This is a genomic window from Paraburkholderia sp. (assembly GCF_047605525.1).
Taxonomy (GTDB): domain Bacteria; phylum Pseudomonadota; class Gammaproteobacteria; order Burkholderiales; family Burkholderiaceae; genus Paraburkholderia.
Genome location: NZ_JASGFN010000031.1, coordinates 17,026 through 41,171, shown reverse-complemented (window position 1 = coordinate 41,171; position 24,146 = coordinate 17,026). Strand labels below are relative to the sequence as shown.

At 67.1% G+C, this 24,146-nt stretch carries 21 protein-coding genes and 1 pseudogene; 15 read left to right on the top strand and 7 right to left on the bottom strand.

Annotated elements, in window-relative coordinates:
* Positions 1-43 precede the first annotated feature (43 nt).
* Genes QM685_RS32090 through QM685_RS32080 form a run of 3 tightly spaced genes read left to right on the top strand, consistent with a single transcriptional unit; the run spans position 44 to position 2,263 of the window.
* Positions 44-883, top strand: a complete 840-nt coding sequence (locus QM685_RS32090) for a universal stress protein (protein WP_415123083.1) — start codon at positions 44-46, stop codon at positions 881-883.
* Positions 884-935: 52 nt separating this feature from the next.
* A complete protein-coding gene (locus QM685_RS32085) occupies positions 936-1,439 on the top strand; it encodes a universal stress protein (protein WP_415123081.1) in 504 nt (167 codons plus the stop codon).
* Positions 1,436-2,263, top strand: a complete 828-nt coding sequence (locus QM685_RS32080) for a universal stress protein (protein WP_415123079.1) — start codon at positions 1,436-1,438, stop codon at positions 2,261-2,263. The genes QM685_RS32085 and QM685_RS32080 overlap by 4 nt, the downstream gene beginning before the upstream one ends.
* Before the next feature lie 163 nt (positions 2,264-2,426).
* Here QM685_RS32080 and QM685_RS32075 read toward each other — a convergent pair whose 3' ends face one another.
* Positions 2,427-2,894, bottom strand: a complete 468-nt coding sequence (locus QM685_RS32075) for a universal stress protein (protein WP_415123077.1) — start codon at positions 2,892-2,894, stop codon at positions 2,427-2,429.
* A gap of 370 nt (positions 2,895-3,264) precedes the next feature.
* On the opposite strand from QM685_RS32075, the pseudogene QM685_RS32070 reads away from it, so the two are divergent.
* From QM685_RS32070 to QM685_RS32050, 5 genes and pseudogenes are all read left to right on the top strand, one after another.
* Positions 3,265-4,512, top strand: a pseudogene (locus QM685_RS32070) (PAS domain S-box protein); the annotation flags it as partial.
* Positions 4,509-5,156, top strand: coding sequence for a response regulator (locus tag QM685_RS32065; protein ID WP_415123075.1), 648 nt, complete (start codon positions 4,509-4,511; stop codon positions 5,154-5,156). The pseudogene QM685_RS32070 and the gene QM685_RS32065, both read left to right, overlap by 4 nt.
* Positions 5,157-5,295: 139 nt before the next feature.
* Positions 5,296-5,703, top strand: coding sequence for a response regulator (locus QM685_RS32060; protein WP_415123073.1), 408 nt, complete (start codon positions 5,296-5,298; stop codon positions 5,701-5,703).
* 18 nt (positions 5,704-5,721) lie between these two features.
* Complete coding sequence (gene fnr / locus QM685_RS32055) at positions 5,722-6,504, top strand: fumarate/nitrate reduction transcriptional regulator Fnr (protein ID WP_415123071.1); 783 nt, start codon at positions 5,722-5,724, stop codon at positions 6,502-6,504.
* A gap of 166 nt (positions 6,505-6,670) precedes the next feature.
* Positions 6,671-7,771 carry a PAS domain S-box protein gene (locus tag QM685_RS32050; RefSeq protein WP_415123069.1) on the top strand — a complete coding sequence of 367 codons (1,101 nt, stop codon included), beginning with the start codon at positions 6,671-6,673 and terminating at the stop codon, positions 7,769-7,771.
* A 7-nt stretch (positions 7,772-7,778) separates the two neighbouring features.
* On the opposite strand, the gene QM685_RS32045 is transcribed toward QM685_RS32050, so the two are convergent.
* From QM685_RS32045 to QM685_RS32035, 3 genes are all read right to left on the bottom strand, one after another.
* Entirely contained in the window at positions 7,779-8,249 is a 471-nt protein-coding gene (locus QM685_RS32045) for a universal stress protein (RefSeq protein ID WP_415123169.1), read from the bottom strand.
* Between the two features lie 69 nt (positions 8,250-8,318).
* Positions 8,319-9,311: a universal stress protein gene (locus tag QM685_RS32040; protein WP_415123067.1), complete on the bottom strand. Its 993-nt coding sequence runs from the start codon at positions 9,309-9,311 to the stop codon at positions 8,319-8,321.
* 149 nt (positions 9,312-9,460) lie between these two features.
* Complete coding sequence (locus QM685_RS32035) at positions 9,461-10,447, bottom strand: zinc-dependent alcohol dehydrogenase family protein (protein WP_415123065.1); 987 nt, start codon at positions 10,445-10,447, stop codon at positions 9,461-9,463.
* 171 nt (positions 10,448-10,618) lie between these two features.
* Here QM685_RS32035 and QM685_RS32030 point away from each other — a divergent pair, with 171 nt between their 5' ends.
* From QM685_RS32030 to QM685_RS32020, 3 genes are all read left to right on the top strand, one after another.
* Positions 10,619-10,954, top strand: a complete 336-nt coding sequence (locus QM685_RS32030) for a c-type cytochrome (RefSeq protein WP_415123063.1) — start codon at positions 10,619-10,621, stop codon at positions 10,952-10,954.
* Between the two features lie 123 nt (positions 10,955-11,077).
* Positions 11,078-11,452 (top strand): DUF3564 domain-containing protein, encoded by a 375-nt coding sequence (locus QM685_RS32025; RefSeq protein WP_415123061.1) that lies wholly within the window; start codon positions 11,078-11,080, stop codon positions 11,450-11,452.
* 51 nt (positions 11,453-11,503) lie between these two features.
* Positions 11,504-11,983: a hypothetical protein gene (locus QM685_RS32020; protein ID WP_415123059.1), complete on the top strand. Its 480-nt coding sequence runs from the start codon at positions 11,504-11,506 to the stop codon at positions 11,981-11,983.
* 27 nt (positions 11,984-12,010) lie between these two features.
* Here the strand turns inward: QM685_RS32020 and QM685_RS32015 are convergent, their stop codons facing one another.
* The 3 genes from QM685_RS32015 to QM685_RS32005 all read right to left on the bottom strand — a co-directional run bounded on the left by QM685_RS32015 (position 12,011) and on the right by QM685_RS32005 (position 17,190).
* Positions 12,011-14,245, bottom strand: coding sequence for a TonB-dependent siderophore receptor (locus QM685_RS32015; protein WP_415123057.1), 2,235 nt, complete (start codon positions 14,243-14,245; stop codon positions 12,011-12,013).
* Positions 14,246-14,499: 254 nt separating this feature from the next.
* Entirely contained in the window at positions 14,500-16,764 is a 2,265-nt protein-coding gene (gene katG / locus QM685_RS32010) for a catalase/peroxidase HPI (RefSeq protein WP_415123055.1), read from the bottom strand.
* A gap of 126 nt (positions 16,765-16,890) precedes the next feature.
* Positions 16,891-17,190, bottom strand: a complete 300-nt coding sequence (locus QM685_RS32005; protein ID WP_415123053.1) for a hypothetical protein — start codon at positions 17,188-17,190, stop codon at positions 16,891-16,893.
* A 17-nt stretch (positions 17,191-17,207) separates the two neighbouring features.
* On the opposite strand from QM685_RS32005, the gene QM685_RS32000 reads away from it, so the two are divergent.
* The 4 genes from QM685_RS32000 (at position 17,208) to QM685_RS31985 (ending at position 24,124) form a co-directional block, all read left to right on the top strand.
* Positions 17,208-18,452: a tyrosine-type recombinase/integrase gene (locus QM685_RS32000; RefSeq protein WP_415123051.1), complete on the top strand. Its 1,245-nt coding sequence runs from the start codon at positions 17,208-17,210 to the stop codon at positions 18,450-18,452.
* 349 nt (positions 18,453-18,801) lie between these two features.
* Entirely contained in the window at positions 18,802-19,401 is a 600-nt protein-coding gene (locus tag QM685_RS31995; RefSeq protein WP_415123049.1) for a DUF2760 domain-containing protein, read from the top strand.
* A complete protein-coding gene (locus QM685_RS31990; protein ID WP_415123047.1) occupies positions 19,398-21,245 on the top strand; it encodes an Hsp70 family protein in 1,848 nt (615 codons plus the stop codon). Before QM685_RS31995 ends, QM685_RS31990 begins: the two co-directional genes overlap by 4 nt.
* Complete coding sequence (locus QM685_RS31985; RefSeq protein ID WP_415123045.1) at positions 21,242-24,124, top strand: Hsp70 family protein; 2,883 nt, start codon at positions 21,242-21,244, stop codon at positions 24,122-24,124. Before QM685_RS31990 ends, QM685_RS31985 begins: the two co-directional genes overlap by 4 nt.
* Positions 24,125-24,146 lie beyond the last annotated feature (22 nt).

The following is a 24,146-nucleotide window of genomic DNA, read 5'->3' as shown; positions in this document are numbered from 1 at the left end:
CTTTGTCCCGTTCCCCCACGTTTTCGTCACGGAGCCCCCGGCGATGAGCTACAAAAGCATCCTCGTTCACCTCGATACGGGCGTGCGCGCGCATCCGCGCCTGGAGATCGCGTTACAACTGGCGCACCGGTTTCATGCAAAGCTGACCGGCCTGTTTTCGACTTATGTGCCGCCGCGCCACGCATTCGTCGTGATGGCCGGCAGCGCCGAGTACTACGCGGAGCACGAGCGCCTGCGTCACGAGCGGGCCGGCGCGCTGGAGCGCCTGTTTCATGCGGAACTCGCGCGCGCGAAGGTCGACGGTCAGTGGATCGCCGCGGAGGGCTACGCCAACGACGTCGTGCCCCCGTATGCGCGTCTCGCCGATCTGACCGTGCTCGGGCAGAGCGACCCGACCGACCCCGAAGCCTTCGTCGCCGAGCAGTTCGTCGAGCACGTCGTGCTGTCGGCGGGACGGCCGGTTCTGCTGGTGCCGTGCGCCGGCACCGTGGCTGCGCCGGGCAGGCATGTACTGATCGCGTGGGATGGCAGCCGCGAGGCCACCCGCGCGATCCACGACGCGCTGCCGTTCCTCGCCCATGCCGCGCAGGTGACACTGCTGACGGTTCACGCAAGCAGCGATCAACCGCCGCGCGACCGGATTCCTGGCGCCGACATCGCGCTGACGGTCGCCCGTCACGGCGTGAAAATCGACGTGCGCGAACTCAACATCGAAAACGACACGCCGGTCGGCGACGCGCTGCTGTCGCAGGCGGCCGGGCTGGGCTGCGACATGATCGTGATGGGCGCGTACGCGCATTCGCGTCTGCACGAAGTCGTGCTGGGCGGCGCCACGCGCACGATATTGCAGTCGATGACCGTGCCGGTTCTGCTGTCGCACTGAAATCGCACTGAATGCACTGAATGCCCCGTTTGAGGAATTTGAGGAGACCGCCATGTTCCACCGCCTACTCGTCGCGCTCGACGGCAGCGACACCGCCTCCCGCGCCTTCGATGCCGCGTTGACGCTCGCCGCCGAGCACGGCGCAGAGCTGATGCCGCTGTACGTGATCGACGTGCCGGTCATCGCCTACGACGCGCCCGGCTTCGATCCTTGCGTGATCCAGGATGCCTTCGCGGAGGAAGGCAAGCGCATCACGGCCGACGCGCAAAGCCGGATGGACGCGCGCGGCGTGAAGGGCACAGCCCGCACCGTCGAAGCCGCGATAAGCGGCGAAGACGTCGCGCATCGGATCATCGGGACGGCCCGCGAATGGCGCGCCGATGCCATCGTGATGGGCACGCACGGCCGCCGCGGCTTCCGGCGGATGGTGCTCGGCAGCGTTGCCGAGCGCGTGCTGCGCGGCGCCTGCTGCCCGGTTCTGTTGATTCCCGCCGCCACGCGCGATCAGGCCGGACATCCGGCTGCGCGGGCCGCCAACGAAAAGGCACTGACATGAACTACCGGACTCTACTCGTTCACCTCGACGACAGCCGTCGCTGCGAAACACGCGTTGAACTGGCGCTCGATCTCGCGGGGCGTTGGGATGCGCATCTGATCGGCCTGTATGTCGTGAGCGAGGATTTCGCGCAACCGTTGTTCGGCGTGGACGAAGACCTGATCGCCCGGCTCGCCGCCCAGGCGGCCGGGCGGCGCCAGCAGGCCCAGGAGACGTTTCTCGCGATGGCCGGACGCGCCGGGCGCGCGGTGGAGTGGCGCGCGCCGGTGGGCCCCGCCGTCGAGGTGGCGACGCTGCATGCGCGGCACGCCGATCTGCTGATACTCGGCCAGCCCGATCCGCACGATCCCGCCACGTACGTCGACAGGCATTTCGTCGGCGAACTCGTGCTCGGCGCGGGCCGCCCCGCGCTCGTGATCCCGCACGCGGGCGCCGTGCCGACGCTCGGCGAGAACGTGCTGATCGCATGGGACGGCAGCCGCGAAGCCTCGCGCGCGATCGCCGACGCGCTGCCGCTGCTGCGACGGGCGCGCTTCATCGGTGTCGATATCGTGAAGCGCGCGGACGGCTACGACACCGTGCCTGGTGCGATCGACGTCGCCGCGTGGCTCGACGCGCACGGCATCCGCGCATCGTTTTCGACGACGCCGCGGCGCGGCATCGCCAGTACGGGCGCCACGCTGTTGAACCGGGTGTCGGATCTGCACGCCGATCTGCTCGTGATGGGCGCGTATGGGCATTCGCGGGCGCGCGAGCGCGTGTGGGGCGGCGTGACGCGGACCCTGCTGGAATCGATGACCGTCCCCGTGTTGATGGCGCACTGACGGCCGCCGACTAGAACAACAGCCGCGGACAGCGGCACGCACCGAGACAGGCTGGCGCGCGGACGGACGGTACAGGTGCGCTAGGTGCGCTTACCGGCGCAAAATGCAACCGTCGCCGGCCGCGCGGCGGGCATGACGCCTGACAAGGGCGCCCGCCGCAAGTTCAGGCCGGTGCCGGCCCGGAGGAATCATGCCGCACGATCAGCACAGGCTTATCGGTCGATCGCACGAGCGACTCCGCGACGCTGCCGACCAGAAACCGCCCGACACCGTGCCGGCCGTGCGTGCCCATCACGATCAGATCCGCGTCGATTTCATCGGCGACGCGCGTCAGCACAGCCTGAACGCTTTCGGCATACGCATCGATCGTGCGCACGTCGCCGCGCACCTGGGCTTCGCGCAACAGTTCCCGCGCCGCCGCGAGCGCGGTATCGGCGGCGGCCCGCTTCGCGTCGGCCGGCTCCGGCTCGGCGTCGAAGCCCGGACTGGCAGCCGCCGGCCATTTGCCGCGCTCGACCACATAGCACGCCTCGAGCGTCGCGCCGGTGAGCTTCGCGAGCTTGAGCGCCTCGGCCAGTGCGCGCTGCGCGCTCGGACTGCCGTCGAGTGCAACCAGAATTCGTCTGTACATGATGGACTCCCGCTCGATGCGCGCGCGTCGGCCGGACAGGCGACTTCGCACGCGTGCAACAATAGTGTGAAGGGTGCGCGGGCGCGCGGGTTGACTCAGGTCAACGGGGCGTCGGCCGGCGTCGATGTGGTGGCGGGCGCGTGGATGCGCTGCCGGACCCGTCACGGGGTTTGCCACCCGATCTGACACCCCGGCCGTTTCCGGCCCGGACGTCTGAATACCGCAACTCAGGACAAAAATGAACCTCATGCCGACACGCAGCCGGGCCGCGGGAACGTCCCAACCGGATCGGAAGCGGAATCGAATGCGCTCGCTGGCCGGCCCGGCGGTGGCCTGCATCCTGACGTACGCGGTGCTGGCCGTCCTCGTACTGGCACTGGCGCGGCTCGCGTTGCGCCGGCCGGCGAACGAACACCTCGCCACGCTGGTTCTCGCCGCCGGCATGGCGCTGGCAGCGTTTCTCGCCGTCGTCGTCTGGCTCGTCGCGGCCTCGCGCGCGCCGGTCGCGGCCCCGCGTAACGACGCGCGCATGCTGGGCATCATCCGCTCGTCGATGGAGGCGATCATCACGATCGACGACGCCCAGAACATCGTGTTCTTCAACCCGGCGGCGGAACGGATCTTCGGTGTGACGGCGGCCGATGCGATCGGCACGCCGCTGTCGCGTTTCGTTCCGCCGCGCTTCAGAGCCGCGCATGCGGCGCACGTCGTACGATTCGGCGTCACCGGCACTTCCGAAACCAGAATGGGCGGCCAGCGCGTGTTGCCGGGCCTGCGCGCGAACGGCGAGGAATTCCCGCTGGAAGCGTCGATTTCGCAGATCCAGGAAGAAGCCGGCAAGCTCTACACGGTGATGCTGCGCGACGTCACCGAACGGGTCAAGGCGGAAAACGCGCTGAAGCAGTCGCGCGAGGAACTGCGCCAGTTGTCGGCCAATCTGCAGAACGTGCGGGAAGAGGAAAAGCACCGCATCGCGCGCGAGCTGCACGACGATCTCGGCCAGCAACTGGCGGCGTTGAAGATGGATCTGTCGACGCTCGAACAGACGCTGTTCGACAGCCACCGCGAAGCCGTCGGCATCGACAGCGAGATCCCGGACCAGCTACGCGGGATGCGCCGGGTCATCGACTCGGCGGTGGCCTCGCTGCGCCGGATCGCCGCCGACCTGCGCCCGGTGATGCTCGACGACCTCGGCCTCGCCGCCGCGATCGAATGGCTCGCCAACGATTTCACGAACCGCTACGGCATCGAAGTCGTGCGCCGCATCGAGCCGCTCAACGCCGTTTACTCGAGGCAAGGCGCGACCGCGCTATTTCGCATCGTTCAGGAAGCGCTGAACAACGTCGCGCGCCACGCGCAGGCGAGCGCCGTCGAACTGACGCTCGACACGCGCGGCGCGCACTGTCTGCTGCGCATAGCGGATAATGGGCGCGGCGCCGGTCCGCAGCCCGCCGACACGAGTCAGGACAAACCGTTCGGCCTGATCGGCGTGCGCGAACGCGCGCACATGCTCGGCGGCTCGGTCCGGATCGATACCGCGCAGAACGCGGGCTTCGCGATGACGGTGACGTTTCCCCTGCAATCGATGCAACAGGAAGAGGAAGAGCTCGACCCATGATCAAGGTGTTGCTGGCCGACGACCACACGCTCGTACGCGACGGGCTGCGCCATATCCTGCAGAAAGCGAGCGGCTTCGAAGTGGCGGGCGAAGCCTGCGACAGCGTCACGACGATCGCGCTGATCCGCTCGACCGACGCGCACGTGTTGGTGCTCGATCTGTCGATGCCCGGGCGCAACGGCATCGAACTCATCAGACAGATCAAGGACGAGAAACCCGCGCTGCGCATTCTCGTGCTGACGATGCACGCCGAGCAGCAATACGCGGTGCGCGCGTTCAAGGCCGGCGCATCCGGCTACCTGACCAAGGAGAGCGCGAGCGCCGAACTGGTCGGCGCGGTGACGAAAATCGCCGCGGGCGGCGTCTACGTCAGCCTCGCGATGGCAGAGCGCTTCGCGCAGAACCTGAACGAGCCCGTCGAGGCGCTGCCGCACCAGCGTCTGTCCGATCGCGAATTCGACGTGTTCCGGCGCATCGTCGCCGGACAGAGCATCACCGAAATCGCCAACGAACTGTGTGTCAGCGTGAAGACGATCAGCACCCACAAAACGCGAATTCTCGAAAAAATGCAGATGCCGCACGAGAACGGGCTCGTGCGCTACGCGATCCGCCACAAGCTGTTCGACGACGAAAACGATATCTAGCCCCCTCATCCTCCCTCTCCCACTCCCCTCGTTCTTCATCCTTCGCTAGGAATATTCCTACAACCCCTACCTGAACTCCTGGCGTCGCTTAAAGCACGGCCGATATTTTTTTGAGATGCGGCCGCCGATACTGGTGAACATGGATACCGCCATGTCAGCCCCCGTATCGAAAGTCTTCCTCGTCGACGACGCGGCCGAGGTCAGACGCCGGCTCGCGCGGCTGCTCGCGCTGATTCCCGGCGTCGTCATCGCCGGCGAGTCCGGTGGCGGCGAACGCGCGTTCGAGATCATCGTCGCGAGTCAGGCCGATGTCGCCGTGCTGGACCCGTGCTTTGGCGGCCGGACGAATCTCGTGCTGATCCAGGCGCTCTCCCGCGCGCGGCCGTCCATCGTCAGCATCGTGCTGACGAACCATTGCGCGAGCGCCTGTCGCCGTGCGTGCGAAGCGGCGGGCGCGGACTTCTTCTTCGACAAGACGGCGGAGTTCACGCTGGCCTGCCGCGCCGTCGAAACCATTGTGAATGCGCGTCGTGCGCGTTCCGCGTAGCCAACCGGAGAGACGATCATGCAAGTCGCAACCGCCTGCGAAGCCCGCCCGCCGATACGGCAAGCGATGCCGATTCACGTTGTCCAGTCCGGCTCCGCGGCGACCCGAGGAACGCGTGGCACGCCGCGCTGCTCCGCCTGCTCGATGCGCGCGGTCTGCATGCCCGCCGGCCTGAGCGCGAGCGAACTCGCCAGACTCGACGCGGTGATCTGCTCGACGCGTCCGGTCAAGCGCGGCGACGCGCTGTATCGGGCCGGCGACACGTTCCAGAGCATCTATGCGGTGCGCGCCGGGTCGTTCAAGACCGTGGTCATGCATCGCGACGGTCGCGAGCACGTGACCGGCTTCCAGATCGCCGGCGACGCGCTCGGCCTCGACGGCGTGGGCGCGGGCAAGCAGAACTGCGACGCGATCGCGCTCGAGGACAGCGTCGTGTGCATCATCCCGTTCGCGCAGCTCGAGGCGATCTGCCAGGAGATGAAGCCGATGCAGCATCACATCTATCAGATGATGAGCAGCGAGATCGTCCGCGAATCGGGCCAGATGCTGCTGCTCGGCACGATGACGGCCGAACAGCGCGTCGCGACGTTCCTGCTGAATCTGTCGAAGCGCTTCAAGGCGCGCGGCTTCTCGGCGGCCGAATTCCATCTGCGCATGACGCGCGAGGAAATCGGCTGCTACCTCGGGATGAAGCTCGAAACGGTGAGCCGGATGTTCTCGAAGTTCCAGCGCGAGCGCCTGGTCGACACGAACGGCAAGACGATCCGCATCGTCGACGCGGCGGCGTTGGCCCAGGTCTGAGCGCCGGGCGGCCGCCTTCGATATCCGCCGCAGGCGGCCCGGCGCGCGCGGCCCGGCGGGTGCATACGGAGTGCATGCGAGCCATGCGAAGTGGAACAAGCCCTCCTGACCTGATATAACTCACTGACGTGCGGTGGGCGAGCTTGCCGGACCGCGTGGAGGAACGATGGGTCTGTCGAGTGGCGAGTCTTCCGGCGTGGTCGGTGCGGCGTCGATTTCGGACGTTCCGGTCGAGGATCGCTATTTCCTGCTGGTCGAGGCCGTCCGGGACTACGCGATCTTCATGCTGGACTCCGCCGGTCACGTGACCAGCTGGAATCCCGGCGCGCAGCGCATCAAGGGCTACGCGCCCGGCGAAATCATCGGGCGGCACTTCTCCACGTTCTATACCCCGGAAGACATCGCGGCCGGCAAGCCCGCCCGCGAACTCGAAATCGCCACGGCCGTCGGCCGCGTCGAGGACGAAGGCTGGCGCGTGCGCCGCGACGGCTCGCGTTTCTGGGCCAACGTCGTGATTTCCGCCGTGCGCGACGCGTCGGGCACGCTGCTCGGCTTCGCCAAGATCACGCGCGATCTGACCGAACGCATGCGTCTCGCGGAACTCGAGCGCGCGGATGCGGTGTCCACCCAGGTGCAGCTCGCCAGCGAAAACGAACAGAAGCGCATGGCGCGCGAGCTCCACGACGATCTCGGGCAGCGGCTGACCGCGCTGAAGATGAGCGTCGCGCTGCTCGAAGCGAACCTGAATGCGCAGGCCGCCACCGCCGGGCTGGTCTCGCAGACGCACGAACTGCAAATGCAGATCGACTGGATGGCGGAAGCGCTTCGGCGTATCGCAGCCGATTTGCGGCCCCCGCTGCTCGACGACCTCGGACTTGCCGCCGCGCTCGACTGGCTGGCCGAGGACTTCACGAAACGCTACGGCGTGCACGCGAGCGTTCATCTCGAACCGGCCGAGCCCGAATTCGGCGAATTTGCCGCGACGGCGCTGTTCCGGATCGTTCAGGAAGCGTTGACCAATGTCGCGCGGCACGCGAACGCAAGCCACGTGCGCGTCGAGATGACGCTCGCGGATCCCGCGCTTCTGCTCGATATCGAGGACGACGGCAACGGCACCGAACTGGACCGGCCGCCCGGCAGGCAGTCGTTCGGCCTGCTCGGCATCCGCGAGCGCGTGAGGCAGTTGCGCGGCACCGTTTCGTTTTCGAGTTCGCCGGGCAACGGCTTCAGGATCTCGATACAGATTCCCGTCGATGCACTCGGGTAGCGGCTGGTTACACGGCGCCGGCTTCCTGCGCACCCTCTTCGCGAATCAGCAGCACCGGACACTGCGAGAAGCGCAACACCCGCTCCGCCACGCTGCCGATCACCAGACGCCGTACGCCGCGGCGTCCATGCGTGCCCATCACGAGCAGATCGGCATGGATCTGCGCGGCATGGCGCAGGATGACCTGAGCGACGTCGTCGGACGGATCGTTCGATTCGACCAGATCAGGGTGGCATGTCACGCCGGCGGCCGAGCACGCCTGTTGCGCCTCTTCCAGCAACGACTCGCCTTCCTTGCGCAGCGCGTCGACGAGCGTCAGCGGATCGTAGTGGCCGGCATAGGAAAAGATCGGCGTCTTGTCGAGCACATAGATCGGATGGACGACGCCCTTCGTCAATGCGGCGAGACCCACCGCCTGTTTCAGCGCGAGTTTCGAAGAACTGCTGCCGTCGAACGCGACGAGAATGGTCTGGTACAGGGGCATGGCGACTCTCCGCTCAGGTGAATGCATGGTGAATGCATGGTCGATGCGCGCACCGTGCCGGGACTACAGATAGAAAGGCACGGTTTCGTCGGCGCCCGCAGCCGGCGCCGCGTCCTGCCGGGAGCCGGCACGCGACGGCGGCATCGCACGCGGACACACAAGCACCGCACAGCTTGCGTCGCGCAGCGTCCGGGCGGTCACGTGTCCCGGCAGCGGATGCGGCGCGCCGCGCATGCCGTGCGAACCCATGACGATCAGGTCCGCCTGCCATCGCTGTGCTTCGGCGAGAATCGCGGTGGACGCATCGCCCGAGTCGTCGTCGAAATCGAGCAGCGCGGCCTCGGCCGGGCGCCGGCTTTGTTCGAGCATGGCCGCGCCGCGGCACAGCACGCGGGCGCGATGCTGCGAGACCACGTCGAACGGCAGCCATTCGCGCCACGCAAAGCAGTCGTCCGCCGCATAGACCACCTTGACGCGCGCGTCTTGCGGCGCGATGCCCAGCGCGGCGCGCAATGCGTCGAGTGCCGTGTCGCTGCCGTCTATCGCGACGAGCACGCGGCGCACCACCGCATCGTTCGGCTCGCTCGATACCGACGGCATGTAGAGAATCGGACAGTGTGCCGAAGCCACCAGCTCCTCGGGATCGACGCGGCCGGCCCGTCGATGCTCACACGGATGCGCGGCCACCGCGATCAGATCCGCGTGCCATTGCGCGGCGGCATGCGCGAGCGCTTCGGCCGCGCCCTGACGCAAGGCGGTGAGATCGATCAGTTCGGTGTCGGGCGCGGTGACGACGTCGCGCACCGCATCCGCCGTCTCGCGCAGCGAGGCCTGCGCGCCGTGCACCATCGCGCGATGCGCCTCGCACCAGTCCGGGTAGCTCAGTATCAGTGCCGGATAGAGCGTCGCGGGATTGCAGACGATATCGACGAGCCTGAACCGCGCATCCGCATCGGTGAATTGCCGGGCGAAGCGCGTCAGCGGCGCGAGGCCAATGCCGCCCGCGGATGCAACCATCACGCGGCTGAAGGGGTGGCGATCAGTGGACGTGTTCATCGCTTTTCCTCGGACGGTCTCGTCGCGGTGGCGCGCTCGCCATTGCCGTCAGCGGGACGGACGAACGCCAAGGTGTGGCGTGAGCGCACCGCACCGCGCGTCTACATCATGGGCCGCGATGCGGCCGGCGGCTTGATCTGCATCAAGCGTCACCGGATCGCGAGCACCGCCGCGCCGGTCAGCCTGCCGTTGCGCAGATCGTCGAGCGCGCGGTTCGCGTCGCTCAGAGCATAGGTCGTCGTTTCTATCGCGAGGCGGGTTTGCTCCGCGACGCGCATGAAGGACAGCCCGTCGTCGCGCGTCAGATTCGCGACCGATACGACGCGCCGCTCGCCCCACAGAAACGCATACGGAAACGACGGAATGTCGCTCATATGGATGCCGCCGCAGACCACCACGCCGCCTTTCGCGACCGCGCGCAACGCCTGCGGCACGAGCGCGCCGACCGGCGCGAACAGCAGCGCCGCGTCGAGTTCGGCGGGCGGCGTCTCGTCACTGCCGCCGGCCCATGCGGCGCCGAGCCGCAGCGCGAGCTGCCGGGCCGCGTGATCGCCGGGCCGCGTGAACGCATACACGCTGCGCTGCTGATGGCGCGCGACCTGCGCGACGATATGCGCGGCGGCGCCGAAGCCGTAGATGCCGATCCGTTGCGCGTCGCCCGCCATGCTCAGCGTGCGATAGCCGATCAGGCCGGCGCACAGCAGCGGCGCGGCGTCGATGTCGGTGTAGTGCGACGGCAGATGAAAGCAGTAGCGGCTGTCGGCGACGGTGCGCTCCGCGTACCCGCCGTCGATCGTGTAGCCGGTGAAGTCCGCGTCGTCGCACAGATTCTCGCGCGCGGACAGGCAGTAGCGGCAATGGCCGCAGGTGCGGCCGACCCACGGCACGCCGACCCGCTCGCCCACCGCGAATCCCGTGACGCCCTCGCCCAGCGCGGCCACCACGCCGACGATTTCGTGGCCCGGAATCACCGGCTGCTTCGGATGCTCGAGCTCGCGATCGACCAGATGAAGATCCGTGCGGCACACGCCGCACGCATGAACGTCGATCAGGATCTGCCCGGCGCCGGGCCGCGGGTCCGGCACATCCCGCTCGTGCAGCGTCGCTGAACCGCCGTCGAACACCATCGCTCGCATCGTGCTCTCCTTCGTCCGCGTTGGCGGCGACCGGTGAGGCCGTCCCGCATCAGCATAGGCGCGGCGCATTGCCGCTCCAACCGATGCACCGTGCACGGGTTGATCGAGGTCAACAAGCCGCGTTTCGCCGCTCCCTACACTGATCTTATTCCTTACGCCGGAGCATGGCTCGTGACTGCGTCATTCCGAAACTGTCTACTCGTGTGCGGCGTGTTGGCGCTGGGCGCGAGCGTCGCGCATGCCGAGCCGGAGCCGACCGCGCTGATCGATCAGCAGCACTGCATGTTTTGCCATATGCGCGACGCGCCGTTTCTCGCGCCGTCGTTCCAGCAGATCGCCGAGCACTATCGCAACGTGCCGAACGCGCAGTCGATGCTCGAGCACAAGCTGCGGCGCGGCGGCAAGGCGCACTGGGGCGACACGCCGATGCCGGGCGCGGTCGAGCGCGGCGGGCCGCTGTCGGCGGCGGACGCGCACACGCTCGTGCAATGGGTGCTGAGTCAATGACGAGTCAATGAGGAGCCAATGAACAACCACGATGAAGAACCCATGAGGAGTCGATGAGGTTGGCCGCGCACGCCTGCTTGCGGCGGTTCGGCTTGGGAGTGCTTTACGTTCCGGAGAGTTTCCATGCGTCTCACTGTTCACCTCGACACGTTCGACCGTGTCCATCCGATGGCCTTCGCGATTCTCTGGCTCGACAAGGACACGCGGCAATGGTCCCGCGAAGGCCACTTTGGGCTCGATCTGCCTGAATGGGGCGCGTTGCACGTGGATTGCGGCAATACGCTCGTGTGCGATGCGCACAGCGCGGTGCCCGTGTGCGTGCTCGAAGGGCTCGATCTGAACGATGTCGACGGGCCGTTCGAAGGCGAGATCGGCCGCGTGCAGTGGTGCGCGGAGCGCGGCCGCATTCTGATGACGGGCCACTGGCGGGTGCAATGCATCGACACCGACCAGACCGAGCCCGAAAACGGCGTGTTCGCGACCGGCGATCACGTCTGAATCCACGGAACCCGCGGATCAGCGCGGGAGGGTAATCGGGAGACGATTGCAATGAGTCTCGCAACCAGTCTGGACGGCGTACGGCACGTGTACGGGCTGTGCTTCGTGCGCGCGCCGTGGGCCTATTTCACGCGGCTGCCGCTCGATCAGCAATGGGGCGACGGCTGGGAGCGCGCGCCCTACGAACGCTATGCCGGGCCGCCCTACGACGATGCCGCCCAGCAGATTCTGACCGTCGCGTACGACGGTCCGCTGCTGACACCCGACGCCGGGTACGACGGCCTCGCGCTGAGCGCCAACGAGATCAATCGCGGCACCGCGCCGTGGTTGCGCACGCAGGATTTCATCGGCAACGCGCCGGTGCGGATTACCGCCGGCGTATCGCTCGAACAGTTCGTGGAGCAGGTCGAACTGGCGGGCGGCCGGGTGTTCGCGCCGCTCGGCTGGGGCGCGCTACGGCTGGAACCGGCCGGCCATGCGGAAAACACCGGCGATGCGCAAAGCACTGAAGACGCCGGAAGGCGCCCATGAGATCCGCGCTTTCGCCCACGTTGCCGGTCAGAAATCGATCTTCGCGTTCAGGCTGACCGTGCGCGGATCGCCCGGCGCAATGTAGTCCGAATACTGGAACATCCAGTAGCGGCGATTCGTGATGTTGTCGATCGCCGCCCTGAGCGTCACGTCGTGCCCGCCGATGCGGGTCATGTAACTCGCGCCTGCGTTGACGATCATGTAGCCGCCCGTTTCCAGGTCGCCCGCCGGCCGCACCTTCGTGCTGCCGGTGAACTTCGCGTCGGCACCGACCTGCAGGCCCGGCACGGCCGGCACGTCGTAGGTGACACGGCCGGCGGCAACGAATTGCGGCGCGCCGGCGACGCGATTGCCGCTGTAGGCCTGCCCCTTCGCGTACCACGTGTCGAGCAGCATCAGATTGCCCGCCACCTGCCAGCCGCGGCCGAGGCGCACGCTGCCGCCCGCTTCGATACCTTCGTAGATCGACGTGCCGTCCTGCACGTAGACGTTCTGGTCGTTCGCGTAAGCGGCACCCCGTTCGATGCGGAACACCGCGGCCGTCGCGCTCCAGCTCGCCTGCTGGCTCTTGATGCCGATTTCGTACTGACGCGAGCGCAGCGGACGCAGCAGTGCCCCGCCGTTCGCGTAGATGTCGTTGACGATCGCCCCCTGCTCCAGCGACTCCACGTAGCTCGCGTAAAGCATCGTGTTCGGCTCGAGCCGGTACATCAGCGCGGCGGTCGGCGTGAGCACGCCGTTCTGGCCGTACGACGACGCGAGCGAGCCGTCGAGGTTATAGCTCTGCTGGTCGTAGTTGGTGTAGCGCAGGCCCGCGAGCAGCGACCAGCGGTCCGTCAACTGGATCGTATCGCTCGCGAACAGCGCCCTCTGCGTGATCTCGCTCGCGCGGTATTTGTCGAGGCCGGCGCCCGAGTAGTAGCGCCACGGATTCGGCTGGAAGAGGTTGCCGTCGCCGAGGGTGAAGTAGTACGAAACCGCGCTGTAGTCGTTCGTCTGATGCTGCCACGACGCGCCGAGCGCCAGTTGATGCGTGAAGATGCCGGTCTTCACCTTGCCTTCGAACACGCCCTGCCAGTAGATGTCCTGGTGGCCTTCGTCGCCGTTCCAGCGGTTGTCGGTGTAGTCGCCCGCCTGGTTGAGCAGGGTCAGCGTGCTCTCGTTGCGGTCGCGCGTCGACTTGCTGTAGCTCGCCGAGGTCTTGAACGACCAGTCCGGCGTGATCTGATAGTCGACGCCCGCCGTGTAGAGCTGCAGGTTCGTATTCAGATGCTGATCGGTGCCGCCCAGCAGATTGGTGCCGCCGCTGATCGTCGCGGGCAGGCCCGTGCCCACGTAGCTGCCCGTATAGATCGCGGGCGTCTGGCCGCTCGAGCGGCTTTGCTGGTAGATCGCGTTGAAGTAGACGCCGAGATCGCGCGTGAGCTGACCGTCGAGCGCGACCGCCAGCGAATTGCGGTTGATATCGCCCGCGTTGTAGGTCTTGCCCGCCTCGTGCGTGTAGTTGATGCGCGCGCCGAACATGCCGTCCGGGCCGAAGCGTCGGCTCAGGTCGGCGTGCTGGCTGAACACGCTATCCATCCGGTAGCCGAACGACAGGCTCGTCACGGGCTGCTCCGCCGGCTTCTTCGTCACGTAGTTGACGACCCCGCCCGGCTGCACGAAGCCGTACATGAAACCGCCGAGCCCCTTGAGCAGTTCGACCCGTTCGAGGTTTTCATAAGGCATCGTGATGCCGTATGAAATGAACGGATTGCCGTCGATGCGAAAACCGTTCTGCCAGTCGATCGGCAGACCGCGGATCGAGATGTACGTCGCCCACGCGTTGTACGGATTGCTGCTGTCGGTCACCGAAGCGTCGCCGGCGAATACGTCGCCAAGCTTGTTCGCCTGACGGTCGGCGATATCTTCGCCGCTCACGACGGTGGTCGAGAACGGCGTCTCGAGCTGGGAGCGCGCCCCGAGCGCGCCAACCGAGACGGGGGTCCGCAGATGCAGCGGCGCATCGGCCTCGGCGGTCGCGCTCACCTTGACGACCGGCAGAGCCTGTTCGCCGCCGCTGGCCGCGGGCGATGCATCCGGCGCCACCGCGCCCGCGCTGGCTGCACTGGCCGTGCTGGCCGCGGGCGGCGCGGCTTCCCCGCTGGCGGCGCTTTGCGCGAACGCGGATTGCGCCGCGACGGCAAAAGCCAGCCAGACCGCAATCTGCAAAGGACGATGGAATGTGATTTCTGGTCGTGTCGTTGCCTGATTCTTCTTCATGTCTGCTAGCGAGCGCCCCCGTCAACGCGTAAATGAGAGTGATTCTCATTGCAAAAGGGGGCGATGTTAGCAAAGCTTTTTGCCTTTTGAAAGCATTACCATGATGATTCAAATGGCTTACGGCAATGCACTCGCTGCTCGGGGGAATACGCGAGAAAAAATCCGCGCGCGCGAAAAAAAAGCGCTTGCCGGTCTCCCGGCAAGCGCCTCATACGCTGAAAAACACCCTTGAAAACTATGCGTTACGCCGCAGCTCAAGCGAGATCGAACCGGTCGAGGTTCATCACCTTGACCCACGCGTCGACGAAGTCACGCACGAATTTCTCCTTCGCATCGTCGCTTGCATAGACCTCGCACAGCGCGCGCAACTGCGAATTCGAGCCGAACACGAGATCGACGCGCGTGCCCGTCCACCTCGGTTGGCCGGTTTTCGCGTCACGCCCTTCGAACACGTCCGCGGCGGCCGACAGCGGCTTCCATTCCGTGCCCATGTCGAGCAGGTTGCGGAAGAAGTCGTTGGTCAGCGTTTCCGGCCGGTCCGTGAAGACGCCGTGCTTCTCGGTACCCGTGTGCACGTTCAGCACGCGCAGGCCGCCGATCAGCACCGTCATCTCGGGCACCGTGAGGGTCAGCAGTTGTGCCTTGTCGATCAGCAGCTCTTCCGCCGACACCTTGAACTTGCCCTTCAGATAGTTGCGGAAACCGTCGGCAACCGGTTCGAGCATGCCGATCGATTCCACGTCGGTCTGTTCCTGCGACGCATCCGTGCGACCCGGCGCAAACGGCACCGTCACCTGCTGGCCGGCCGCCTTCGCGGCCTGCTCGATACCGGCGCCGCCCGCCAGCACGATCAGGTCGGCCAGCGAGATCTTCTTGCCGCCGGACTGCGCGCCGTTGAACTCGCTCTGGATGCCTTCGAGAACCTTCAGCACCTTCGCGAGCTCCGCGGGCTGGTTGGCGTCCCAGTCCTTCTGCGGCGCCAGACGGATGCGCGCGCCATTGGCACCCCCGCGCTTGTCGGAGCCGCGAAACGTCGAGGCCGACGCCCATGCGGTCGTCACGAGCTGCGACACGGACAGGCCCGACGCGAGGATCTTCTGCTTGAGCGCGGCCACGTCCTTGTCGTCGACCAGAGGATGATCGACGGCCGGGACCGGATCCTGCCACACCAGTTCCTCGGCCGGCACTTCCGGGCCGAGATAGCGGGAGCGCGGACCCATGTCGCGGTGCGTCAGCTTGAACCAGGCGCGCGCGAACGCGTCGGCGAACTCGTCCGGGTTCTCCATGAAGCGGCGCGAAATCTTTTCGTAGATCGGGTCGAGGCGCAGCGACAGGTCCGTGGTGAGCATCGTCGGCAGCAGTTTCTTCGACGGATCGTGCGCGTGCGGGATGGTCGGCTGCGCATCCTTCGCGACCCACTGGTTCGCGCCCGCGGGGCTCTTCGTCAGTTCCCATTCGTGGCCGAACAGGTTCTGGAAGAAACCCATGCCCCATTGCGTCGGCGTGGCGCTCCACGTGACTTCGAGACCGCTCGTGATCGTGTCCGCACCCTTGCCGGTGCCGAAACTGTTCTTCCAGCCGAGGCCCTGGCTCTCGAGCCCGGCGCTCTCGGGTTCGGGACCGACATTGTCAGCCGGGCCCGCGCCGTGCGTCTTGCCGAACGTGTGGCCACCGGCGATCAGCGCGACGGTTTCCTCGTCGTTCATCGCCATGCGGCCGAAGGTTTCGCGGATGTCGATCGCCGCGGCGAGCGGATCGGGATTGCCGTCCGGCCCTTCCGGGTTCACGTAGATCAGGCCCATCTGCACCGCGCCGAGCGGATTTTCGAGGTTGCGGTCCGGCGGGTCGGTGCGGCTCGCTTCGCTGCCGTGCAGTTCCTCGTCGGCGACGATCACGCCTTCGTCGTCCTGCTTGCCGGCCGCGCCCTTGCCATAGCGGACGTCACCGCCGAGCCAGGTTTTTTCGTTGCCCCAGTAGACGTCCTGATCCGGTTCCCACGTGTCCTCACGGCCACCGCCGAAACCGAAAGTCCTGAAGCCCATCGTTTCGAGCGCGACGTTGCCGGTCAGGACCAGCAGGTCGGCCCACGAAATCTTCTGGCCGTACTTCTGCTTGATCGGCCATAGCAGACGGCGCGCCTTGTCGAGGCTCACGTTGTCCGGCCAGCTATTGAGCGGCGCGAAACGCTGCTGGCCGCGCCCTGCGCCGCCACGGCCGTCGCCGATGCGATACGTGCCGGCGCTGTGCCACGCCATGCGGATGAACAGCGGACCGTAGTGGCCGAAGTCCGCGGGCCACCACGGCTGCGAATCGGTCATCAGCGCGGCGAGGTCTTTCTTGACCGCAGCCAGGTCGAGGCTCCTGAATGCCTCGGCATAGTTGAAGTCCTTGTCCAGCGGATTGGAACGGTTCGAATGCTGGCTGAGCAGGTCGAGGCGCAATGCTTTCGGCCACCAGTCACGATTGGTTGTCCCGCCACCGGCGGAATGAATGAACGGGCACTTTGCTTCGTTTGACATGCGTTCTCTCCTTGGAGAATGTCTCCGTTGTGCGTTCGCCATGGTGTCAGGCTTGCATGGCAATCTGACGACCTGAAAACCTGCCAGCCCGCCGAAAAAAATCGGCAGTGCGCTCATCTAGGGTTATTACCGTGGCATTAATTCATCGTGCATGGAGATCCTGGGTTGTGGGGAAATATTGTCGGTGTAGCCGGCCGCGTGATGCGCTGATGGCTCCGGTCGGCGCGCATAGGCTATTCGAATATAGGCCAGTGCAAAGTTCAATAGAATTCGATTACGGCAATGCCGATCATAGGTCGCGACTATAGCGTTGCGTGCGCGGTTGCGACGGAGTTGCGGCTCGACGGCTTTATCGCCGACTATTGCGCTGACGATGGTTTTACGCCAGACGAAGTCGACTGTGTGATAGTGTTCCGCGCCAGTCATCAGGAGTTTCCCGAACCGTGTCCAAAGCCGTGCCGAACGCCGCTTCCCGCTCCGAGCTCGCCGCCGTCCAGCCCGTCGAATCGCTCGTCGTGCCGGACAGGCTCGACGGCCGCGACGGCACCAATCGCGGCGCGCTTGAAAACTCGCAGCTATCGGCGCGCAACGATCTCGATGCCGTGCGCGCGTGGCTGTCGAATTACGCGGACACGAAAACCACCTTCGACAATTACCGCAAGGAAGCCGAGCGGCTCCTGCTGTGGGCCGTCGTGCAGCTCGGCAAGCCGTTGTCGTCGCTCACGCATGAGGATCTGCTGCTGTTCAAGGCGTTCATCGCCGATCCGCAGCCGGCCGCGCGCTGGGTATCGGCCAACGGCGGCAAATTTGCGCGCGGCGACGAACGCTGGCGTCCGTTCAATGGACCGCTGTCGCCGGCGAGTCAACGACAGGCGCTGATCATCCTGAACGCGATGTTCACGTGGCTCGTCAACGCCGGTTATCTGCGCGGCAATCCGATGGCACTGCTGCGGCAACGGGCGAAACGCTCGGCGCCGCGGGTCACGCGTTATCTGTCGACGTCGCTCTGGGACGAAGTGAAGCTGTTCGTCGAGCAACTGCCGCGCGACACCGACGCGCAACGCGCGTATTACGCGCGCTGCCGCTGGTTGACCACGCTGTTCTATCTGCAGGGCATGCGCATTTCGGAAGTCGCCGGCGGCCAGATGGGGCAGTTCTTCAGAAGACTCGGCGCCGATGGCCAGGACCAGTGGTGGCTGGAGACGCTCGGCAAGGGCGACAAGGAACGGATCGTGCCAGTCTCCGCCGAACTGGTCCAGGAGCTGCGCGGCTATCGCACGCTCAATGGCCTCGCCGCGCTGCCGACCCGCGCCGAGGACACGCCGCTCGTATTACCGTTCAAGGGCCGCAACCGCTGCCTGTCGCGCTCGGCGATCCACGATGCGATCAAGGGCATCTTTGCCGGCGCGGCGGCGTGGCTGCGCGCGCGCGGCCCTGAATTCGCCGATCGCGCCGACGAGCTCGAACGCGCGTCGGCGCACTGGCTGCGGCACACCGCCGGCTCGCACCAGGCCGACGGCGGCGTCGATCTGCGCACGATCCGCGACAATCTCGGCCATGTCTCGCTGAATACGACCAGTCTTTATCTGCACACCGAAGACGATGCGCGGCATACGGAGACCGTTAACCGGCATCGGATGAACTGGGGCGGGGCGAAACCGGAAAGCGGCGACGCGGACGGTAATTGATCGCGGTTCCGGCGTGTGAATCCGCCAGGGCCTGTGCACGCTAATAGCGCCGGTCTTTTTTCACGTAAATTTCTCTGAGCGGCATCGATCATCGCTCACTCCAGATTCAAATCCACACAAGCCCTTCCCCACACTCCGCGCCAATCCCGCCGCATTGCCCGCTAGAATTGCCGGCTTTGCCCGCGTCGGGCGCGCCGCAAGGCAAAATACAGGTTTTGCGCGCACCGCATGCTGGCGGCGCGCCGCCCCACGACACCACGCCCCGCCCGGCCCGTCGCGGCTTCAGAGCCCGGCGTCCGCGGCGCGGCAAGGACAGCTCGTCCTTTAACAGAGCAGATCAGGAGCCTTTATGAGCGATTCGAACCCATCCTTCCTCGGCCGGATTTCACTGGCCGTCGGCACGTTTTTCAGCATCCTCGGCAATGGCGAGTTCGCCGCCGACGTGCTGCGTCTGCGTAACGGAGAAACAGCCGGCGAAACAGCCGGCGCGGCCCCGGCGCCCACGCCCGCCGCAACACCGGCACCAGCCCCGCAACCCAAACCCCAGCCCGCTCCGGTGCTGAAAGAAGCCACCCCCGACGCCGCGCTGCAACTGCTCGGCCTGCTGCAACGTGACGCGCGTTTCATCGATTTCGTCGAGGAAGACATCAAGGGCTATAGCGACGCCGACATCGGCGCCGCCGCGCGCCTCGTCCATGAAGGCTGCCGCGCGACGCTGCGCGAGCACTTCACGATCCGCCCGGTGCGCGACGAAGCCGAAGGCAGCCGCGTCACGCTCGCCGAGGGCTTCGACGCGAGCGCGATCCGCCTGACCGGCAACGTCGTCGGCAGCGCGCCGTTCAACGGCAGCATCAGCCATCGCGGCTGGCGCGTCGACGACGTGCGTCTGCCGAAGCTCGCGGACGGCCATAACGCGAAGGTCATCGCACCGGCGGAGGTGGAGCTATGAGCGACGCACGCTACTCGATCGGCATCGACCTCGGCACTACGCACTGCGCGCTGTCCTATGTGGACACGCACGCGAGCGACGGCGAGAAAACCGCGCAGGACGTGCTGCCGATCGCGCAACTGACCGGCCCCGGCGCGATCGACAATCTGTCCTTGCTGCCGTCGTTCCTGTACCTGCCGCATCCCGACGAACTCGCGTCGGGCGACCTGTACCTGCCGTGGACCGGCCAACGCGAATTCGCGGTCGGTGAATTCGCGCGCAGCCGCGGCGCCGGCACGCCGATCCGGCTCGTGTCGAGCGCGAAGAGCTGGCTGTGCCATCCGGGCGTGGACCGCCGCGCGGCGATCCTGCCGAACGACGCGCCGCCCGAAGTCGCGCGCGTGTCGCCGCTCGACAGCTCGGTGCGCTATCTGACGCATCTGCGCGAGGCATGGGATCACGCGCACCCGGACGCGCCGTTCGCTGACCAGGATGTCACGGTGACGATCCCCGCGTCGTTCGATCCGGCCGCGCGCGAGCTGACCGCCGAGGCGGCCGAGGCCGCGGGCTATACGCGCATGACGCTGCTGGAGGAGCCGCAGGCCGCCCTTTATAGCTGGATCCAGAAAAGCGGCGGCCAGTGGCGCAAGCAGGTGCGGGTCGGCGACATCATCCTCGTGGTCGACGTCGGCGGCGGCACGACCGACCTGTCGCTGATCGCGGTGATCGAGCGCGACGGCAATCTCGAGCTGCATCGCGTCGCGGTCGGCGATCACATCCTGCTCGGCGGCGACAACATGGATCTCGCGCTCGCGCACGTGGTCGCGCGCAAGCTCGCGGCGCAGGGCACCCAGGCGGATGCGTGGCAGTTGCGCGCCCTCACCTACGCGTGCCGCTCGGCAAAGGAAACGCTGCTCAGCGACCCCGCCACCGATACCGTGCCGCTCGTCGTGCCGAGCCGCGGCTCGAAGCTGATCGGCGGCTCGATCCGCACCGAACTCACGCGCGCCGAACTCACGCAGACGATCCTCGACGGCTTCTTCCCGCAAGTGGACAGCGCCGCGCGTCCGGTGAGCCGCGCGCGTGTCGGTCTCACGCAGCTCGGCCTGCCGTATGCGCAGGACGCGGGCATCACGCGGCACCTCGCCGCGTTCCTCGGCCGCCAGGTCGGCGCGCTGGCCGAACTCGAAGGCCTTCGCGACCACGTAAAGGAAGGCGCGACCTTCCTGCACCCGACCGCGGTGCTGTTCAACGGCGGCGTGTTCAAATCGGAACTGCTCGTCGAGCGGATCATGGGCACGCTGAACACCTGGCTCGCGGCCGAAGGCGCGGCGAGCGCGCGCCTGCTCGAAGGCGCGGACCTCGATCTGGCGGTTGCGCGCGGCGCGGCCTATTACGGTTACGTGCGACGCGGCCGCGGCGTGCGGATTCGCGGCGGCACCGCGCGCGCGTACTACATCGCGATCGAATCGGCGATGCCGGCCGTGCCCGGGCTCGAACCGCCGGTGCAGGCGCTGTGCGTCGCGCCGTTCGGCATGGAGGAAGGCACCGAGGCCGAATTGCCCGCGCAGGAGTTCGGGCTCGTGGTCGGCGAGCCGGTGCATTTCCGTTTCTTCGGCTCATCGGTGCGTCGTCAGGATCAGGTGGGCACGCTGCTCGACTACTGGGGCCCCGAGGAATTGCAGGAACTCGAGGAAATCGAGGCGACGCTGCCCGCGGCCGGCCGCACCGCCGGCGAAGTCGTGCCGGTGAAGCTGCATGCGCGCGTGACCGAAGCGGGCACGCTCGAACTCGAAGCGATCCCGCGCGGCTCGGAAGAACGCTGGAAAGTCGAGTTCGACGTGCGCGGCAGCGCGCATGGATGAGTGAGATGAAGCGGTACAGCGTCGGCATCGATCTCGGCACCAGCAACACGGTGCTCGCCTATGCGCAAAGCGGATCGCAAACGATCCGCGTCTTCGAGATCGAGCAGCTCGTGAGCCCCGGCGAGGTCGCCGCGCGACCGCTGTTGCCATCGGTGCGCTATCACGCGGCCGACGGCGAACTGAGCGCGGCCGATCTGCAATTGCCGTGGTCGTCCACCACGGCGCGGGCAAGCGTCGATGCACCGCCGGTCGTGGTCGGCCGGCTCGCGCGCCTGCTCGGCGCGCAGGTGCCGGGGCGGCTCGTCGCGAGTGCTAAGAGCTGGCTGTCGCATGCGTCGGTCGATCGCGTCGCGCCGATCCTGCCGTGGGGCGCGCCCGACGAAGTCCGCAAGGTGTCGCCGGTCGACGCGAGCGCGAGCTATCTCGCGCACGTGCGCGCCGCGTGGAACCAGCGTTTTCCGGATGCGCCGCTCGAACAGCAGGACGTCGTGCTCACCGTGCCCGCGTCGTTCGACGAAGGCGCGCGCGCGTTGACCGTCGAAGCGGCGCGGCGCGCGGGCCTCGCGTCGCTGCGGCTGCTCGAGGAACCGCAGGCGGCGTTCTACGACTGGCTGTTTCAGCATCGCGAACGGCTCGCCGGCGAGCTCGCGAATACCCGCCTCGTGCTGATCTGCGACGTCGGCGGCGGCACGACCGATCTCACGCTGATCGAAGTTGCGCTGCGCGACGACGGCGAGCCGCGATTGACGCGCGTCGGCGTCGGCAATCACCTGATGCTCGGCGGCGACAACATGGATCTCGCGCTCGCGCATCTGGTCGAGGCGCGGCTGCCGGGCGCCCCCGGTAATGACGGGCAAGCGCCGCAGCGGCTGTCGGCGGCGAGTCTGTCGCAACTGGTCGAGCGTTGCCGCGCCGTGAAGGAACAACTGCTCGGCGAGAACGCGCCGGAGTCGGCGTCGGTCACGCTGCTCGGCGCGGGCTCGAAGCTGATCGGCGGCGCGCGCACCGCCCAGGTCACGCGCGACGAGGTCGAGAAGATCATCGTCGACGGTTTCTTTCCGAAGGTTGCCGCGCACGAACGACCCGGACGGCCGCGCGGCGCGATCGTCGAATTCGGGCTGCCCTATGCGACCGACGCGGCGGTCACGCGGCATATCGCGGCGTTTCTAGACCGGTTTGCCGCGCAGTCGCACAAGGCGTTGGGTCTGGCGCCCTCCACCGATGACAACGCGACCAGCGGCAGCTCCGAAGCGGCCCTGCCCGTGCCCGACACGCTGCTGCTCAACGGCGGCGTGTTCCGCGCCGACACGCTGTCGCGGCGTCTCGCCGACACGCTCGGCGGCTGGCGCGGCGCATCGCTCGACGTCCTGCACAACGACAATCCCGACGTCGCGGTCGCGCGCGGCGCGGTCGCCTATACGCTCGCACGCGCGGGCTTCGCGCCGAAGATCGGCGGCGGTTCGCCGCGCAGCTACTTCCTCGTGCTCGACGACCCCCCCGATGCCGGACAGCACGCGCGGGACGCGCAGCACGAGCCGTCGCCGCGCGGCATCTGCCTGCTGCCGCGCGGCACCGAGGAAGGCCACGAGATCCTGATCGCCGATCGCACGTTCGCGCTCAGGCTCGGGCATCCGGTACGGTTTCATCTCATGTCGTCGAGCGCGGACAGTGCTTATCAGCCGGGCGAGCTGGTCAACCTGTCGGGCGGCGACTTCGTGCGCCTGCCGCCGCTCGCCACCGTCGTGCAGCCACGCGACGGCCATAGCGCGCGCGAAACCGCGGTGCGCATCGCGACGTCGCTGACCGAGGTCGGTACGCTCGACGTCCATTGCATCGAGCTCGACAACCCGTCGCAGCGCTGGCTGCTCGAATTCCAGTTGCGCCGCGAAGACGCGCAGGTGAACCTCGCCGCCGGTCGCGCATCGGAACGCCACCCGGCGCTCGATCGCGCGATCGAGCTGATCGACCGCTCGTTCGGCGCGCGCGCGCAAAACGTCGACCCGAAGGAAATCAAACGGCTGCGCGCGCAGCTCGAACATCTGCTCGGGCCGCGTGACAGCTGGAACAGCGCATTGCTGCGCGAACTGTTCGGCGCGCTGTGGGAACGCGCGCGCCGCAGACGCCGCTCGGCGGATCATGAACGGCTGTGGCTGAATCTCGCCGGCTATTGCGTGCGGCCCGGCTTCGGTTATCCGCTCGACGAATGGCGCGTCGAACAGTTGTGGTCGCTGTTCGACGACGGCATCCAGTACGTGAACGACAGCCAGGTGTGGTCCGAGTGGTGGACGCTATGGCGCCGCGCGGCGGGCGGCCTCGGCGAAGACGCGCAACTGCGCGTGCTCGACGCGATGGACTATCTGCAGAAGGCCGCGCAATCGCGTCACAAGCTGCCGTTCGACGTCGCGAAGACCGGCGTCGCCGATAGGGTTCGTCTCGCCGCGTCGCTCGAACGGATTCCGGCCGAACGCAAGATCGAACTCGGCGAGGCGGTGCTCGCGCGCCTGAAAAAGCCCGCGGAAAATCATCAAGGCTGGTGGGCGGTCGGGCGCATCGGCGCGCGGCAGCCGTTTTACGGCAGCGCGCATGGCGTCGTGCCGCCACAGGTCGCCGCGCAATGGCTCGACGCGATCCTGAAGCTCGACTGGAAGAAGGTCGACCCGGCGGCGTTCGCGGCCGTGCAGATCGCGCGCATGACCGGCGACCGTTCGCGCGACCTTGCCGACGATCTGCGCGCGACGGTCGTGCGGCGCCTCGACGCAGCGAATGCGCCGCGCGCGTGGATCACGATGGTCAGCGAAACGGTCGCGCTCGATAACGCCGATGAGGGCCGCGTGTTCGGCGAGTCGCTGCCGGCAGGGTTGAAGCTGATCGGCGGATGATGCACCTGCTTGCGGGCCGCGC

Bases quoted from the DNA above. Each gene is read 5' to 3' on its own strand.
- QM685_RS32090 (WP_415123083.1), top strand. From the start codon at position 44: ATGAGCTACAAAAGCATCCTCGTTCACCTCGATACGGGCGTGCGCGCG.
- QM685_RS32085 (WP_415123081.1), top strand. From the start codon at position 936: ATGTTCCACCGCCTACTCGTCGCGCTCGACGGCAGCGACACCGCCTCC.
- QM685_RS32080 (WP_415123079.1), top strand. From the start codon at position 1,436: ATGAACTACCGGACTCTACTCGTTCACCTCGACGACAGCCGTCGCTGC.
- QM685_RS32075 (WP_415123077.1), bottom strand. From the start codon at position 2,894: ATGTACAGACGAATTCTGGTTGCACTCGACGGCAGTCCGAGCGCGCAG.
- QM685_RS32065 (WP_415123075.1), top strand. From the start codon at position 4,509: ATGATCAAGGTGTTGCTGGCCGACGACCACACGCTCGTACGCGACGGG.
- QM685_RS32060 (WP_415123073.1), top strand. From the start codon at position 5,296: ATGGATACCGCCATGTCAGCCCCCGTATCGAAAGTCTTCCTCGTCGAC.
- fnr (WP_415123071.1), top strand. From the start codon at position 5,722: ATGCAAGTCGCAACCGCCTGCGAAGCCCGCCCGCCGATACGGCAAGCG.
- QM685_RS32050 (WP_415123069.1), top strand. From the start codon at position 6,671: ATGGGTCTGTCGAGTGGCGAGTCTTCCGGCGTGGTCGGTGCGGCGTCG.
- QM685_RS32040 (WP_415123067.1), bottom strand. From the start codon at position 9,311: ATGAACACGTCCACTGATCGCCACCCCTTCAGCCGCGTGATGGTTGCA.
- QM685_RS32035 (WP_415123065.1), bottom strand. From the start codon at position 10,447: ATGCGAGCGATGGTGTTCGACGGCGGTTCAGCGACGCTGCACGAGCGG.
- QM685_RS32025 (WP_415123061.1), top strand. From the start codon at position 11,078: ATGCGTCTCACTGTTCACCTCGACACGTTCGACCGTGTCCATCCGATG.
- QM685_RS32020 (WP_415123059.1), top strand. From the start codon at position 11,504: ATGAGTCTCGCAACCAGTCTGGACGGCGTACGGCACGTGTACGGGCTG.
- QM685_RS32015 (WP_415123057.1), bottom strand. From the start codon at position 14,245: ATGAAGAAGAATCAGGCAACGACACGACCAGAAATCACATTCCATCGT.
- katG (WP_415123055.1), bottom strand. From the start codon at position 16,764: ATGTCAAACGAAGCAAAGTGCCCGTTCATTCATTCCGCCGGTGGCGGG.
- QM685_RS32005 (WP_415123053.1), bottom strand. From the start codon at position 17,190: ATGACTGGCGCGGAACACTATCACACAGTCGACTTCGTCTGGCGTAAA.
- QM685_RS31995 (WP_415123049.1), top strand. From the start codon at position 18,802: ATGAGCGATTCGAACCCATCCTTCCTCGGCCGGATTTCACTGGCCGTC.
- QM685_RS31990 (WP_415123047.1), top strand. From the start codon at position 19,398: ATGAGCGACGCACGCTACTCGATCGGCATCGACCTCGGCACTACGCAC.
- QM685_RS31985 (WP_415123045.1), top strand. From the start codon at position 21,242: ATGAGTGAGATGAAGCGGTACAGCGTCGGCATCGATCTCGGCACCAGC.